Source organism: Brachybacterium sacelli, from assembly GCF_017876545.1.
Lineage (GTDB): Bacteria > Actinomycetota > Actinomycetes > Actinomycetales > Dermabacteraceae > Brachybacterium > Brachybacterium sacelli.
The window spans coordinates 1,016,127-1,030,662 of sequence record NZ_JAGIOD010000001.1; the positions used below are offsets into that span (position 1 = coordinate 1,016,127).

Annotated in this window: 13 protein-coding genes; 8 read left to right on the plus strand and 5 right to left on the minus strand. The window is 71.5% G+C overall.

Annotated features, from left to right (window positions below):
* Positions 1-22 precede the first annotated feature (22 nt).
* On the minus strand, positions 23-1,036 hold the full coding sequence (locus JOF43_RS04545; protein WP_209899720.1) for a Gfo/Idh/MocA family protein: 1,014 nt from the start codon (positions 1,034-1,036) through the stop codon (positions 23-25).
* 139 nt (positions 1,037-1,175) lie between these two features.
* Complete coding sequence (locus tag JOF43_RS04550) at positions 1,176-2,135, minus strand: Gfo/Idh/MocA family protein (RefSeq protein WP_209899723.1); 960 nt, start codon at positions 2,133-2,135, stop codon at positions 1,176-1,178.
* Between the two features lie 392 nt (positions 2,136-2,527).
* Here JOF43_RS04550 and JOF43_RS04555 point away from each other — a divergent pair, with 392 nt between their 5' ends.
* Positions 2,528-2,809 carry an SHOCT domain-containing protein gene (locus tag JOF43_RS04555; protein WP_209899725.1) on the plus strand — a complete coding sequence of 94 codons (282 nt, stop codon included), beginning with the start codon at positions 2,528-2,530 and terminating at the stop codon, positions 2,807-2,809.
* Between the two features lie 72 nt (positions 2,810-2,881).
* On the opposite strand, the gene JOF43_RS04560 is transcribed toward JOF43_RS04555, so the two are convergent.
* Both JOF43_RS04560 and JOF43_RS23120 read right to left on the minus strand, forming a co-directional pair.
* Positions 2,882-3,532, minus strand: a complete 651-nt coding sequence (locus tag JOF43_RS04560) for a response regulator (RefSeq protein WP_209899728.1) — start codon at positions 3,530-3,532, stop codon at positions 2,882-2,884.
* Positions 3,529-4,761: a sensor histidine kinase gene (locus JOF43_RS23120; RefSeq protein WP_209899731.1), complete on the minus strand. Its 1,233-nt coding sequence runs from the start codon at positions 4,759-4,761 to the stop codon at positions 3,529-3,531. Before JOF43_RS23120 ends, JOF43_RS04560 begins: the two co-directional genes overlap by 4 nt.
* A 202-nt stretch (positions 4,762-4,963) precedes the next feature.
* On the opposite strand from JOF43_RS23120, the gene JOF43_RS04570 reads away from it, so the two are divergent.
* Positions 4,964-5,668 carry a hypothetical protein gene (locus JOF43_RS04570; RefSeq protein WP_209899734.1) on the plus strand — a complete coding sequence of 235 codons (705 nt, stop codon included), beginning with the start codon at positions 4,964-4,966 and terminating at the stop codon, positions 5,666-5,668.
* On the opposite strand, the gene JOF43_RS04575 is transcribed toward JOF43_RS04570, so the two are convergent.
* Positions 5,624-6,421 carry an IclR family transcriptional regulator gene (locus tag JOF43_RS04575; protein WP_245354012.1) on the minus strand — a complete coding sequence of 266 codons (798 nt, stop codon included), beginning with the start codon at positions 6,419-6,421 and terminating at the stop codon, positions 5,624-5,626. The two genes, JOF43_RS04570 and JOF43_RS04575, sit on opposite strands and share 45 nt — an antisense overlap.
* 224 nt (positions 6,422-6,645) lie before the next feature.
* Between JOF43_RS04575 and JOF43_RS04580 the strand changes: the two genes are divergently transcribed.
* From JOF43_RS04580 to mgtE, 6 genes are all read left to right on the plus strand, one after another.
* Positions 6,646-8,067, plus strand: coding sequence for an MFS transporter (locus JOF43_RS04580; protein WP_209899739.1), 1,422 nt, complete (start codon positions 6,646-6,648; stop codon positions 8,065-8,067).
* A 93-nt stretch (positions 8,068-8,160) separates the two neighbouring features.
* Positions 8,161-9,591, plus strand: coding sequence for an MFS transporter (locus JOF43_RS04585; protein ID WP_209899742.1), 1,431 nt, complete (start codon positions 8,161-8,163; stop codon positions 9,589-9,591).
* Positions 9,588-10,826, plus strand: a complete 1,239-nt coding sequence (gene manD, locus JOF43_RS04590; RefSeq protein ID WP_209899745.1) for a D-mannonate dehydratase ManD — start codon at positions 9,588-9,590, stop codon at positions 10,824-10,826. The genes JOF43_RS04585 and manD overlap by 4 nt, the downstream gene beginning before the upstream one ends.
* Positions 10,823-11,335, plus strand: a complete 513-nt coding sequence (locus JOF43_RS04595; protein ID WP_209899748.1) for a hypothetical protein — start codon at positions 10,823-10,825, stop codon at positions 11,333-11,335. The genes manD and JOF43_RS04595 overlap by 4 nt, the downstream gene beginning before the upstream one ends.
* Before the next feature lie 9 nt (positions 11,336-11,344).
* A complete protein-coding gene (locus tag JOF43_RS04600; protein WP_209899751.1) occupies positions 11,345-13,108 on the plus strand; it encodes an aryl-sulfate sulfotransferase in 1,764 nt (587 codons plus the stop codon).
* Positions 13,109-13,127: 19 nt separating this feature from the next.
* Positions 13,128-14,504, plus strand: coding sequence for a magnesium transporter (gene mgtE / locus JOF43_RS04605; protein WP_209899753.1), 1,377 nt, complete (start codon positions 13,128-13,130; stop codon positions 14,502-14,504).
* Positions 14,505-14,536 lie beyond the last annotated feature (32 nt).

A 14,536-nucleotide genomic window follows, 5' to 3' on the forward strand; every position in this document is an offset into this window, starting at 1 on the left:
CGAGGCGCGCGCCGGAGCCGGGTCAGAGGCTGATGACGTCCGCGACCTGACCGGTCTTCGAGGACTCGTAGGCCGCGAGGATCACTCCGAGCACGCTGACGCCCTCGACCTGGTTGTTCAGCGGACGCCCGCCGGTGGTGAGTACGTCGACGAAGTGCGCGATCTCGGCGGCGAAGGTGTCGACCTGCTCGTGCTCGAAGACCTGCACCTCCTCGCCGCGCAGCTGCACCTTCAGGGTCGAGCCGTCCGAGCTGAGCGAGCCCTTCTCGCCGACGGCGGAGAACCGGTCGGTCCCGGGTGCGGCCGCATAGGCCCACGAGGTGACCATCTGACCCACCGCGCCGTTGTCGAAGCGCACCAGCACCTGCGCCGAGTCCTCGCCCTCCATGAACTTCAGGCGGTGGGTCGAGAGCATCGCGAAGGCGCTGACCGGGGTCGCACCGGCCAGGTGCAGCATCAGGTAGGTGGGGTGGTAGCCGGTGTCGATCAGCTCGCCGCCGCCGGAGGTGGCCGTGACCCCGCGCCAGCCCATCGACTCCGGGTCGAAGTCGTTGAAGAAGGAGTCCGTGGTGCGGACCTCGTAGACCTGACCCAGGGCGCCGGAGTCGATGACCTCCTTGGCCTTGGCCACGGCCGGCATGAACAGCTGGTTGTGGGCGCACATGAGGGTCACGCCGGACTTCTCGATCACCTTGGAGACCGTCGTGGCCTCCTCGGGGGTCAGGCACAGCGGCTTCTCGCACAGGATGTGCTTGCCGGCCTCGGCGGCCGCGACGATGGCGGGGGTGTGCAGGTGGTGGGGCAGGCAGATGTCGACAGCGTCGACGTTCGGATCCTTCACCATCTCGGTGAAGTCGCTGTAGCCCGTCGCCCCGGTCTCCTCGACGCGCGCGGCGAGGGTCTCCTCGCTGGCGTCGGCGATCGCGGCGATCGTGACGCGGTCGGGGATCTGGGCGTAGCCCTTCAGGTGGGCGTTGGCGATGCCGCCGCCGCCGATGATGCCGATGCGGACGGGGGACTGGATGGTGCTGGTCATGGGGGTTCTCCTCGGAAAGGTGGAGCGGGTGAGTTCGGGGTGTTCGCGGGTCGGGGTCAGCGGCACCTGGCACGTGGGAAGCACCGGGTGACGCAGGGTGCGTGGAACGTGCGGCCGTCGCCTCGGGCGCCGTCCGGCCTCAGGCGGCGGCGGTGTTGGCGGCGATGACCAGTGCGGTCAGCGCCCGGGCACGCTCGAGGTTCTCGGTGGTCTCCTCGCCGCTGTGGATCGCCTGGACCCATTGGGCGAAGGGATTCGGGGCGTCGGCCGGGACCTCGACGGGGGCGGGCCCGTCACCGGTGTCCAGGACCATGCCGCCATCGGCGCCGAGCCCGTGGGTCAGGGTGCCTGCGGTGCCCTGGACCTCGATGGAGAAGGGGCTGGAGGGGGTCACGAAGCCGGTCTCGACGACGCCGATCGCCCCGTCGGGGCTGGTCACGGTGACGACCGCATTGTCCTCGACGCCGCGGCCGGTCATGTCGGTGTAGGTGGCCGAGGCGACCGTGACGTCGGTGCCCAGGATCAGCTGGGTGAGATAGGCGGGATGGGCGGCGAGGTCGCTGAACGCCCCGCCGACGGCCTCGGCCGGATCGTAGAAGCGGGCCGGAAGCCAGTCGCCGGTCGAGCCGTTGTGGGCCAGGCGCACCCGCGAGTAGCTCAGCCGGCCCAGGGTGCCGGCCTCGAGCACCTCCCGCAACGCCACGGTGTACCCGTGGGCCAGGCGCGGCAGCGACACGGTGACCTGCACGCCCGCGGCGCGAGCGGCCGCCAGCAGCTCATCGCACTCCGCAAGATCGGGGGCCAGCAGCTTCTCGGTGAACACGTGCTTGCCGGCGGCGATGACCTTGCCGATCACCTCGCGGTGCACGGTGGTCGCGGTGGTGATGGTGACGCCGTCGAGGTCCTCGCGGGCCAGCAGGGCATCGAGGTCGGGCACGAACTCGACGCCGACCTTCTCGGCGAGAGCCTTCCCGCGCTCGCCGTCGTCGTCCCAGACGGCGACCAGCTCGGTGTCGGGGTGGTTCTGGGCTTCTCTCGCATACTCCTCGGCATGGACATGCCAGGCGGACAGGGCAGCGATGCGCAGCGGTGCGGACACGAATCCTCACGATCCAGGGTCGGGGGAGCGGCGTGCCCGCAGGACTTACGGCCGCGAAATTGGTGTGAACCAGCCTACAGAGAATCCGTCGGATCGCATCCCCCTGGCGCGACCTTTTTTGCCAAGGCTTAACCGCTTCTGGCTGGGCGATTGAGCGAGAGCGCTGCTCTTTGTGTGGTGGCGGGGGTGCGGTGCCGCGAGCGGATCAGCAGGTGGCGCCTCGATTCGCCCGGCCACTTCCGTCGCCGTCCAACCCGGGAACCCGGCCGCCGGTGCCGGGATTCAGGATGCTACGTCGGGGAGCGTAGCGGAGGTGTCGTCCGCCGACCGACGCCGCGCGTCGCGGGGACGGGCAGTCTCGGGAGCACGTACCCACCGAGGAGGACACCACCATGAACACACTGACCCACGGACTGACCGAGATCGTCGTCGCCGGCGGCGAGCAGGGGCCCTGGATGGACGGCGGGGGACCACCCTTCCCGTTCTTCCTCATCCCGCTGTTCTGGCTGCTGGTCGTGATCGCCGTGGTCCTGACCGTCGTGCTCGGCCGTCGCCGTCGCGAGATCGCGGCAGGACGACGGGCCGGGGAGAGGCGCCTGGCCGAACGGTACGCCGAGGGGGCGATCGACGAGGACGAGTTCCGCGCCCGTCGCGCGGTGCTGCGCGAGAAGTGAGCCCTGACGCTCGGGAGGGGGTCGGCGGCTCTGCCCGAGGACCCTCTCTCGAGCGTGTCCGCCTCGCCCTGCTCAGGCCACCCCGGACTGGTAGGCGAACACCACGAGCTGGGCGCGATCGCGGGCCCCCAGCTTGATCATCGCCCGGCTGACGTGCGTGCGGGCGGTCGCGGGGGAGACCACCAGACGCTCGGCGATCTCCTGGTTGTTGAGGCCTTCCGCCGCGAGCGCCACGACCTCCCGCTCCCGCTCGGTGAGCTCGCCGAGCCGTGGGTGCGGGTTCGCCCGCCGCGGCGCCCGGCGCGTGAACTCCCGGATCAGGGTCCGCGTGACCGTCGGCGCGAGCAGGGCCCCGCCCTCGGCGACGATGGCGATCGCCTCGACCAGATCCGCCGGTGGTGCGGTCTTGAGCAGGAATCCGCTCGCCCCGTCACGCAGCGCCTCGAACACGTACTCGTCGAGCTCGAAGGTGGTCAGGACGATCACCCGCGTGTGCTCGAGATCCGGATGCGCGAGGATCCGCCGCGTCGCCTCGAGCCCGTCGATCCCGGGCATCCGGATGTCCATGAGGACGACGTCCGGGCGCGTCCGCGCGGCCTCCTCCACGGCGGCGAGCCCGTCGGGTGCCTCCCCGGCCAGGGTGAGGCCGTCGGTCTCCTCGAGCAGGACACGCAGACCGAGCCGGACCAGCTCCTGGTCATCGACGATCAGGACGGAGGTCATGGCTGCTCCTCGGGGGACGGGCTGGCGAGCGGGAGGACCGCGTGGACGTGGAAGGTGTGCGGTTCGGGGCCGGCGCCGGCGGTCAGGGTGCCGCCGAGGCGAGCGGCGCGGTGCCGCATCCCGGAGATCCCGAAGCCGGGCTCGTGCCCGGCCGGATGCAGGTCCTGGTTGGTGACGGTGACCTCCACGGCCTCGCTCTCCTGGCGGATCCGCACCTCGGCCCGCGGGTGCGCGGAATGCTTGACCACGTTGGTCAGCGACTCCTGCACGATCCGGTAGACGGCGACGTCGGCCGCGGGCGGCAAGGGCCCCGCCGCGGGGTCGATCTCGAGGTCCACCGCCACGCCCGCCGTCCGCACCCGCTCGCACAGCGCCCCGATCCTCGCGATCCCGGGAGTGGGGGCGACCGGGTCCTGCGAGGCGTCCGTGCCGTCGGGGCGGATCGAGGACAGGGTGGAGCGCAGCTCGTCCAGAGCCTCCGCGCTCGCCGCGCTGATCGCCCGCAGCGCCTCCTCGGACTGTCCGGGTCGGGTGTCTCGCACGTGCAGGGCGATGTCCGCCTGCATCTGGATGGCGGCCAGGCCATGGCCGACGACGTCGTGCACCTCCTGGGCGATCCGCAGCCGCTCGGCCTGCACGAGCCGTTCGTCGGCGTCGGCGCGGGCCCGGCTCCGCGCGTCGGCGGCCAGGTGGCGCGCCAGCCCGATCGAGAAGGGCAGCGCGACCCACGCCGCGGCCGGGACCAGGCCGACCATGCCGTGGGTGAGGGATGTGAGGGACCAGGAGGTGACCAGGTGCAGCATCAGCGCGGCGAGGGTGACGAGCGCCCACACCGCGGCGACGCGCGGGGGCCGCCGGCGGGCCACGGCGTGGACGGCGAGCGCGACGGCGAGCAGCACCGGACCGTACGGATAGCCGATGATCAGGTAGATCGTGGTCGCCGTGGTCGCGATGACCAGGGTTGTCACCGGTCGGTGGCGGCGTGCCACCAGCGCCAGCGCGGCCGTGGCCACGAGCACCGCCGCGACGGCATCCGGGCTGGTCGCCCCCTCCGGCACCGGCGGCGTCGGGCTCGGGCCCTCGGGCCCGGGGCCCCAGCGCTGCGAGGCACGGCCGATGACCGGGAGCGTCGCCAGGCAGAGCGCGGCCAGCAGGAGGGCGGGCACGAGATCCCGCGCCAGGCTCCCCGGTGCGAGGAGCGGCCGCTGCGGGCGATCGGGCTCCGGCACGTCAGCTCCCCTCGTCCGTGGTCGGGGGACCAGTCTGGCGCGATGGCGCGGCCGCGTCACCCCGTCGGCGGCGTACCGGGGACTACGTCCGGGGACGTAGACGGGCCGAGGCCGACCTCGAGCGGCCGACACGCGCCGGCCGGGAGATCACGGTTGTGCGAAAACCTTTCCCCCGGCGGCGGGTTCCGGGAGACGATGAGACATGTCGTTCGATCTGGCCCCTCTCGAACTGCTCGCCGCCGCCCTGAACGCCGTGATGCTCGCACTGCCGATCGCTTTCCCCGTCGCCGCCGGGGTGATCGCCGCGCCGCGCCGGATGCGGAGCGGCGCGGGGCTCGCCCTCGGGCTCGGACTCCTGATCGGCGTGCTCGCCGTCATCGCCGCACATTTCCTCGGTCTCGGGGAAGCCCTCACGGCCGCCGCGGATCTCGGCCTGGTGCTGGGGCTGCTGTGCGCGGTGGTCGCTGCGGTGTCCATCGTCATCCGCTCCGACGGCTCGGGCGGGACGGCCGTGGTCGGCATCCTCGCCTGCGCTCTGATCGGCCTCGCCGAGCCCGGGCGGGCCCTTCCGTCCATGTTCGCCCTCACGCAGTCCGCGCTGGTGGCCCTCACCGCGGTGGTGATCGAGGCCGTGGTGCTGGCGCTCGTGGTCAGCGCTCTCGTCGCGGCCGGCCGCAGGGTGCGAGCCCTGCAGATCGGCGTCGCGGCGGCAGGCGCCGTCGCGGCCGTGATGACCGGGACCGCGATCGTCGTGCTCGCCGTCGCCACCGGCGGTTCCGCGATCCCGATGCCCACGCAGCTCGTCGTGATCGTGGGGGCCCTGGTGCTGGGCACCGCCGTCGGCGGCCTGATGGCGCTGCGCTCAGGCCGTCGGGGCGACCTCGAAGCCCGCCGGAGCGAGGCGTGAGAGCTCCTCGCGCAGCAGGTCGCCGATCCCGGCCCGCCGCCGCTCGTCCATGCGCTCGATCGGCCCGGTGACGCTGACCGAGACCGACCGCCCGCCCGGACGCACCAGGGCCACGCCCACGCAGGCGATGCCCGTCTCGTTCTCCTCGATCTCCATGGACCAGCCGCGCGCGGCGGTCCGGTCGACGACCTCCGCGAGGTGCTCGAGGGCGATCACCTGTCCCACCTCCGCCGTCTCCGCCGCGGTGGCGCGGGCGTACGCGTCCAGCGCCTGGCCGCGGACCCCGTCGGCCGCGAGCAGGGCCCGCCCCATGGCGGTGCGTGCCGCCGGGGCGCGCTTGCCGATGCTGGACCACACGCGCAGCGTGCGCTCGGGCTCGACCTTGTCCAGGTAGAGGACGTGGGGGCCGTCGAGCCGGCCCAGGTGCACCAGCTCCTGGGTGCGGTGCGAGATCGCCGCGAGCGCCGGGGCGAACAGCACCGGGAGGTTCTCCCCCCGCTCGAAGCGCCCTGCCAGCACCGGGACGGCACTGCCCAGACGGTAGCGCTGGTCGGGCTGCACCTGCTCGGCGAAGCCCCGATGGATCAGGGCGCGCAGCAGCCGGTGCACCGAGGCCTTGTTCAGACCGCTGGAGGCGGTGATCTCGCGCAGCGTCAGCCCGTCGGGCCCCGCCTCGGCGAGGATCTCGAGCAGGGCCAGCGCCTTGTCGACGCTGCCGACGGGGGAGGCCGCGGTCTCGGGGGTCGTGGTCATGGGGTCCATTCTCTCCGTCGGTCCCAGGGGCGGGACGTCGTTGCCGAGGCCGGTCGGGAGGCCTATGCTGATCGCGCACTACGGAACGCACGTTCCAGCATACAAAACATCAGGCAGTTCTCGTTCGTCTCAGGCCCCGCGAGCTGCCGCAATCCACATCGGTCGACGACGTCGTCGACGACCGGGAGCCGCGCCGCGGCGACGGGCCCGCGCGAAGGAGCACGATGAGCACCCACCCGAGAACCGACGCGTCGGCCGACCCGCCCGAGACCCCCACGGCCCCCGGAGCGGCCTCGACCCAGCCCACGCGATCCGTCGGGGACCTGGTCCGCGCCGCCGTCTCCGGCTGGCTCGGCACCGCCCTGGAGTTCATGGACTTCCAGCTCTACTCCCTGGCCGCGGCCCTGGTGTTCAGCGAGGTGTTCTTCGCCGCCGACAACCCCGGCATGGCCGTGATCGGCGCGATGGCCACCTACGGCGTGGGCTATGTGGCCCGCCCCGTCGGCGCCTGGTACTTCGGGCGCATGGGGGACCGGATCGGCCGCAAGAAGGTCCTGTTCTACACGATCGTGCTCATGGGCATGGCCACCACGCTGATCGGGGTGCTGCCCACCTACGGCCAGGTCGGACTGCTCGCGCCGGCTCTGCTCGTGCTCCTGCGGCTGCTGCAGGGCTTCGGCGCCGGCGCCGAGATCTCCGGGGCCGGTGTCATGCTCGCCGAGTACGCGCCGGTGAAGCGCCGCGGGCTGGTCGCCTCCCTGGTGGCGCTGGGCACGAACTGCGGCACGCTGTTCGCCTCGGCGGTGTGGGCGGTGCTGCTGGTGGCGGTCACCGAGCAGCAGCTGATGGACTGGGGCTGGCGCATCCCCTTCATCGCGAGCGCGCTGGTGATGGTGTTCGCGGTGTGGGTGCGCCTGAACCTCAAGGAGAGCCCGGTCTTCGAAGCCCGGGACGACGTGGTCGAGGGCGAGGCGGTCGACGCGGAGACCATCGATGCCGGGCAGGCCCCGGCGGAGGCCGAGGAGTTCACCCAGGCCCGCTCGCTGACGGTCAAGTCCGTCGCCGTGGCCTTCCTGCTGCGCTTCGGGCAGGCCGGCAACTCCGGCATGATCCAGACCTACCTGATCACCTTCATGACCGTGTTCCTCCTGCTGGACAAGCAGCTGTCTACCGAGGTCGTCATCATCTCCTCCCTGGTCGCCTTCGTGACCGTGCCCGTGATCGGGCTGCTCGGCGACCGGTTCGGCCGCAAGCGGATGTACACGATCATGAGCGCGGTGGGGATGGTGGTGGCGATCCCCTGTGTCCTCCTGATCGTCTCCGGGGTGACCTGGCAGGTGATCGTCGGTTACGTGGTCATCCACAACATCGGCGTGATGTCGCTGGCCTCGATTGAGAACCTGGCCCTGCCGGAGATCTTCGGCGCCCGGAACCGCTACCAGGCCACGGGTGTGGTGCGCGAGGTCGCGGCCATCGTCGCCACCGGGGCCACCCCGGTCATCGCCGCCGCGATCGTCAGCGCCACGGGCTCGTGGATCCCGGTCGCCGTGATCATCATGTTCTTCAGCGGCTGCGCCCTGTTCGCGGCGATCTGGATGAAGGAGATCGCCGGGCGCGACCTCACCGACCCGAACCCGGCGATGTGACGCCCGAGCCCTCGCGGCCCCGTCCTCGAGCCCGCCCCGTCCGCTTCCGACCTTCCGACCCTCCCGACCCTGACCGAAAGCCCACAGCGCACCATGACCAGCAGTGATCTCCGCGCACCGACCACGACGAAGGACCTCCGTCGCACCGTCGGCGCCTCCGTGATCGGCACCATCGCCGAGTACTACGACTTCTTCATCTACGGCACCGCCTCGGCCCTCGCCTTCAACGAGATCTTCTTCCCCGAGACCGACCCCCTGATGGGCACCCTCGCCGCCTTCGCGACCTACGCGGTCGGGTTCTTCGCCCGACCCCTCGGGGGTCTGGTGTGGGGGCACGTCGGGGACCGGGTCGGGCGCAAGCGCGCGCTCGTGTTCACCCTGCTGCTGACCGGCCTGGGCACCTTCGCCGTCGGCCTCATGCCCACCTACGACCAGATCGGGATCTGGGCGGCGGTGATCCTGGTGATCGTCCGCCTCATCCAGGGCTTCGGCGTCGGCGGCGAACAGGGCGGCGCCGTCCTGCTCACCGCCGAGGCCGCACCCCCGCACCGGCGCGGCTTCTGGTCCAGCTTCGTGCAGCTGGGGTCCCCGGTCGCCTACCTCATCCCCACCGCGCTGTTCGCCGTGCTGATGTCCTCCCTGGACCACGAGGCGTTCATCAGCTGGGGCTGGCGGATTCCGTTCCTGCTGAGCATCGTCGTGGTCGCCATCGGCCTGTACATCCGCACCCGCGTGCCGGAGTCGACGTCCTTCCGTGCCGTGAAGGAGGAGGCCACCGAGCACAAGGCGCCCCTGGCCCAGCTGGTCACCCGCAACCGCCGCGAGGTCCTCGGCGGGATGTTCACGAAGTTCGTCGAAGCCGCGGTGTTCCCCTTCTACACGGTCTTCCTCGTCGCGTACGCGGACACCAACGGCTACGAGTCCCAGCTCATTCTCGACGCGGTGATCATCGCGATCGTCTGCGAGATCATCACCATCCCGCTGCTGGGGCGGCTGACCGACAGGGTCGGCCGCAAACCCGTCTATCTGGTCGCCGCGGTGCTCAACCTGCTCCTCGTGGTCCCGGCGTTCTACGCCGTCCAGAGCGAGAACCTGCTGGTGATCACCGTGCTGCTGATCTGCGGCCTCGCGCTGGGCCATGCCGGCACCTACGCCCCGCAGGCGTCCTTCTTCCCCGAGCTGTTCCCCGCCCACGCCCGCTACTCGGGTGTCTCGATCGTGTGGCAGTTCGGTGCGATGATCGCCAGCGGGCCCTTCACCGTCGTCGCGACCGCACTGCTGATCGCCGGCGGCGGAGGATTCCACTGGTCGGCGCTGTACGTGGCGGCGCTGATCCTCATCAGCATCATCGCGCTGCGGTTCCTGCCCGAGACCGCCCCTGCCGCCCGTGGCGGCACCGAGTACGCGCACTGGGGCGGCGGCAGCCCGCTCGAGGACGCCGCCTCCCTCGACCGGACCGATCCCCGCCCCACCACCCATCCCGCCGACTCCCATCCCGCCGACTCCCAGGAGAGCACGCGATGACCATCGCCCGCATCGACGTCACCGTCACCAGCCCAGGCCGCAACTTCGTGACCGTCAAGGTCACCACCGAGGACGGCCACATCGGCTGGGGCGACGGCACTCTCAACGGCCGCGAGCTCGCGGTCGTCTCCTACCTGCGTGACCACGTCGCCCCCACCCTCATCGGCCGCGACGAGTCCGCGATCGAGCAGACCTGGCAGTACCTCTACCGCAGCCCCTACTGGCGCCGCGGGCCGGTCACCATGGCGGCCGTCGCCGCTATCGACATGGCGCTGTGGGACATCGCCGCGAAGAAGGCCGGCGAGCCCCTGTACAAGCTGCTCGGCGGGGCCTCCCGCACCGGGCTGCTCGCCTACGTCCACGCCTCCGGCACCACCATCGAGTCGCTGAAGGAGGCGGTCCGCGGCTACGTCGACCAGGGCTTCCGGGCCGTGCGCATCCAGGCCGGCGTCCCGGGGCTCGATCAGATCTACGGCGTGCACGACGCCGCGCCCGGCGGGAAGTACGAGTACGAGCCGGCGGGGCGCGCCGCGGCCGGTGCCGCCATGCGGCCGACGGAGGAGACCTGGGACACCGCCGCCTACCTGCGCCACCTGCCCACGGTCTTCGCCGCCGTGCGCGAGGAGTTCGGTCCCGAGCTGCGCCTCCTGCACGACGGGCACCACCGCATGAGCCCGATCGAGGCCGCGAAGCTCGCGAAGTCCCTCGAGCCCTATGACCCGTTCTGGCTCGAGGACTGCACCCCGGGCGAGGACCAGAGCGTGCTGCGCCTGGTGCGCCAGCACTCGGTGACGCCGCTGGCCATCGGCGAGGTCTTCAACTCCGTGTACGACTACCAGACGCTGATCACCGAGCGGCTGATCGACTACGTGCGCTCCTCGGCCACCCATGCCGGAGGCATCACCGGTCTGCGCCAGATCATGTCGTTCGCGGCGATCTACGGGATCCGTTCCGGCTTCCACGGCCCCACCGACGTCTCGCCCGTGGGCATGGCAGCGCACCTCCACCTGGGCCTGGCGATCCACAACTTCGGCATCCAGGAGTACATGCCCCACTCCGAGGACACCCTGTCGGTGTTCCGCACCGGCTACCGCGTCCAGGACGGCATGCTGCACCCGGGGGAGGCTCCCGGCCTGGGCGTCGAGCTCGACGAGGAGGCCGCCGCCGAGTACGAGTACGTGCCCGCCTACCTGCCGGTGAACCGGCTGCGGGACGGTTCCGTGCACGACTGGTGAGCGGCCGGGGCGGGGAGCACGCTCATCGGCTCCGGGATCATCCCCATGTCGGCTCCGCCGCCCTCCACCCCGGCTCCGCCGCCGTCCACCTCGGCTCCGCCGCCGTCCACCTCGGCTCCGCCGCCGTCCACCTCGGCTCCGCCGCCGTCCACCTCGGCTCCGCCGCCGTCCACCTCGGCTCCGCCGCCGTCCACCTCGGCTCCGCCGCCGTCCACCTCGGCTCCGCCGCCGTCCACCCCGGCTCCGCCGCCGTCCACCCCGGCTCCGCCGCCGTCCACCTCGGCTCCGCCGCCGTCCACCTCGGTCCGACGGATCGAGATCGACATGAGGACCAGTTTCGTGCCCGCAAAGTGGTCCTCATGTCGATCTCGATGGGCGTGGGCGGGGTCGTGGCAGTGGGCGCGAGCGTGGCCGTGGGCGCCGTTGGGGCCGTGGGCGGGGCCCCGGCGCCTCGACCCCTCCTCCCGCTGGCCGTGCCGCGGCCCGAGGCGTTCTCACGCCATGCCTAGGGTGGAGCCATGCTGAGCGACCGCCCCCTCTCCTCCGCCGATGCGTCCCGAGGGGGCCGGTCGCTGCGCCGTCGGACGATCATGACCGGTGCCGCGAGTACGTCTCTGAGCCTGCTGGCGCTGACCGCCTGCACCGATGAGGACACCGATCCCGGCCCGCAGGAGCCCGACACCGACGAGGTCACCGCCCTGAGGGTCGTCTTCAGCGAGGATCCCGCCGCTCGCGGGGACTGGACGGTCTGGTCCGTCGGCTACGACCTGGAGGAGGACCAGGACGCGCCGCCCCTGTACGACGCCTCGACCCAGGAGGCTCGGCACGAAGCGCTCGAGTCCAAGAAGGCGGAGAAGCCGTGGACCCGCGAGGACCCCCTGCTGGTGCTCGACCCCTACGGCAGCACCCTGACCGGGCTGTACGTCTTCTTCGAGGACGAGGCCGGCGGGCGGCTCGACGTGGTCTCGCGGGCGGCCGCGACCGAGGACTTCGCCCACACCGCCGCCAACCATGCGGCCGAGTCAGGGTTCGAGGGCCTGGTCATCGGCATGATTCCCGGTGCCCACAACACCCTGACCCTCACCTGGCGACCCGAGGGCTCCGGCGGAACCTCCGGTGAGGTGCGGATCAAGGCGCCCACCACCGCCTCCGGGTACGGCACCTCCGTGGCCGCCGAGATCGCCGATGCCGAGGCCCTCACCCCGGGCCTCTTCGCCCTCAGCGGCGTGACCGATCTCAGCACCAACACCTACCTCGTCGACAACGGCGGCACGATGCGCGCCGAAGTGCTCTCCGGGGACACCGCTGCCCACCACTTCGTCCCCGAGGACGGTCGCATCGTGACCACCACGGGCTCGCGCCAGCTCGGGGTCCTGGACCCCTTCGGCCATGCCACTGCCCTCATCGACCTGGGGGATCACAGCGTCCATCACGACCTCGCCGTCGTCGGTGACCTCGTCTACCTGCTGACCTCCGTGGCGTCCTCCGGCCGCGTCGAGGATCGGGTGCTCCGGGTGGATCTCTCCACCGGCGAGGTGGCCCAGGTGGTGGACCTGCAGACGGTCCTGCCCGAGTACGAGGCGATCGCGCACGTCCAGGAGGGCGAGGCCGGCGGCTCCGCCGTCCAGGGCAAGGACTGGATCCACCTCAATTCGATCGACGTCACCGACGGCGTCATGATCGTCTCCGCCCGCGAGACCTCGACGATCATCGCCCTGGACGACGCGCTCGAACCCGGCTCCGAGCCGTCCGTGCGCTGGATGATCGGGGTCGAGGCGCTGTGGGAGGGCACCGGGTACGAGGAGCACTTCCTGGCCCCCGAGGGCACCGTGATCGGGAACGCCGGCCAGCACACCGTGCACCGCATCGACGACGACGCCCTGCCGGCGGGGCAGTACTACCTGGAGATGTTCAACAACAACTTCTGGCAGCTCAGCACCCGCGAGGAGGCGGAGTGGCAGGACGTCGGCCCCGACGATGCCACCACCGACGAGCACGACGGGGTCAGCCACGCCCTGCGCTACGTGGTCGACGAGAGCGCCGGTACCTTCCGTGAGGACGCCGCCGTCGAGCTGCCCTACTCCTCGGTCGTCTCGAACGTGTTCCGTCTCGGCGACGGCGGGATCGACCAGCCGATGGTCACCAACTCCGGACGCGCGGGCGAGTACTCCGAACGTGCGGCCGACGGGACTCTGCTGGCCTCCTACCGCTACGACTCCGCCGGCCACGGCTATCGCGTGTACAAGGATTCCTTCGAGGGGTTCTGGTTCGCGGCCCCCTGAGCGGGACCACAATGGGTTCGTGACCACCTCCTCCACCTCCTCCGCGTCCTCGGCCTCCCTCGACTCCGTCCTGGCTCTGCTGCGCGCCCCGCAGCACGACGAGGAGCTGCTCGAGCAGCTCGCGCTCGAGGTGCGCCTGCTGCCTCTCGGCGAGCTCGTGTATCTGGTCGAGACACGGCCCGCGACCGAGGCGGCGCTGCTGTTCCGGGTGCTGGACAAGGAGCTGGCCCTGGCCGTCTTCGAGGAGCTGCCCCCGCTGCACCAGGCCGAGCTGATCTCCGGTCTGCGCACCCCGCAGGTCGCCGACATCATCAGCGACCTCGATCCCGACGATCGTGCACTCCTGTTCGACGAGCTCCCGGCCTCGGTCGCCGAGCGCCTCATGCACGGCCTCGACGCGGACGAGCGCGCCATGACCACCGCCGTCCTGGGTTACCCGCGCCACGCCATCGGCCGGTACATGTCGCCCGAGGTGCTGCCCCTGCGGCCGACGATGACCACCGGTGAGGCTCTCGAGCACGTGCGTGCCCACGCCGCGGAGCCGGAGACCATCTACATGCTCCCCGTCGTCGACGGCACCCGGCGTCTGCTCGGGGTGATCGGGCTGCGGCGCCTGCTGCTGAGCGAGGGGGACGAGCTGGTCGGCGATCTGGCCCACGAGGCCGTCCACGCCTACGCCACCGACGACCGTGAGGACGCCGCCCGCCGATTCCTGGACGCGAAGCTCCTGGCCATGCCGATCCTGGACCGCGAGAACCGGCTGGTCGGCATCGTCACCATCGACGATGCGTTCGGCATCTTGGAGAAGGAGAACGCGGAGGACTCCGCCCGCACCAGCGGCTCCGAGCCGTTGCCCCGCGCCTACCTGTCCACTCCGATCCTGCGCATCGTGCGCAGCCGCATCGTGTGGCTGCTGGTCCTGGCCGTCTCCGCGATCCTCACCGTCCAGGTGCTCGAGATCTTCGAGGACCGCCTGGACCAGGTGGTGATCCTCGCCCTGTTCATCCCGCTGCTGACCGGTACCGGCGGCAACACGGGCAACCAGGCGGCCACCACGGTCACCCGGGCGCTCGCCGTGGGGGAGGTGCGGGTGCGCGACCTGCCGCGGGTGGTGTGGCGCGAGCTGCGGGTGGGGGCGACGCTCGGCAGCGCGCTCGGGGTGCTCGGCCTGCTCATCGCGGGCCTCATCTACGGGTGGCCGATCGGACTGGTCATGGGGACGACTCTGCTGTCCGTGTGCACCATGGCCGCGATCGTCGGCGGACTGATGCCGATCGTCGCGAAGAAGGTCGGCGCGGACCCCGCCGTGTTCTCCAACCCCTTCATCTCGACCTTCTGCGACGCCACCGGGCTGATCATCTACTTCACGATCGCCACCGCAGTGCTGGGGCTGTGAGGGTGGGCCACCGGTGCGCACCCCTGGTGCGG

What these genes read in the sequence shown, in the direction of transcription:
- JOF43_RS04545 (WP_209899720.1), bottom strand. Translation starts at nt 1,036, where the DNA reads ATGACCAGCACCATCCAGTCCCCCGTCCGCATCGGCATCATCGGCGGC.
- manD (WP_209899745.1), top strand. Translation starts at nt 9,588, where the DNA reads ATGACCATCGCCCGCATCGACGTCACCGTCACCAGCCCAGGCCGCAAC.
- JOF43_RS04600 (WP_209899751.1), top strand. Translation starts at nt 11,345, where the DNA reads ATGCTGAGCGACCGCCCCCTCTCCTCCGCCGATGCGTCCCGAGGGGGC.
- JOF43_RS04575 (WP_245354012.1), bottom strand. Translation starts at nt 6,421, where the DNA reads ATGACCACGACCCCCGAGACCGCGGCCTCCCCCGTCGGCAGCGTCGAC.
- JOF43_RS04585 (WP_209899742.1), top strand. Translation starts at nt 8,161, where the DNA reads ATGACCAGCAGTGATCTCCGCGCACCGACCACGACGAAGGACCTCCGT.
- JOF43_RS04555 (WP_209899725.1), top strand. Translation starts at nt 2,528, where the DNA reads ATGAACACACTGACCCACGGACTGACCGAGATCGTCGTCGCCGGCGGC.
- JOF43_RS04570 (WP_209899734.1), top strand. Translation starts at nt 4,964, where the DNA reads ATGTCGTTCGATCTGGCCCCTCTCGAACTGCTCGCCGCCGCCCTGAAC.
- JOF43_RS04560 (WP_209899728.1), bottom strand. Translation starts at nt 3,532, where the DNA reads ATGACCTCCGTCCTGATCGTCGATGACCAGGAGCTGGTCCGGCTCGGT.
- JOF43_RS04580 (WP_209899739.1), top strand. Translation starts at nt 6,646, where the DNA reads ATGAGCACCCACCCGAGAACCGACGCGTCGGCCGACCCGCCCGAGACC.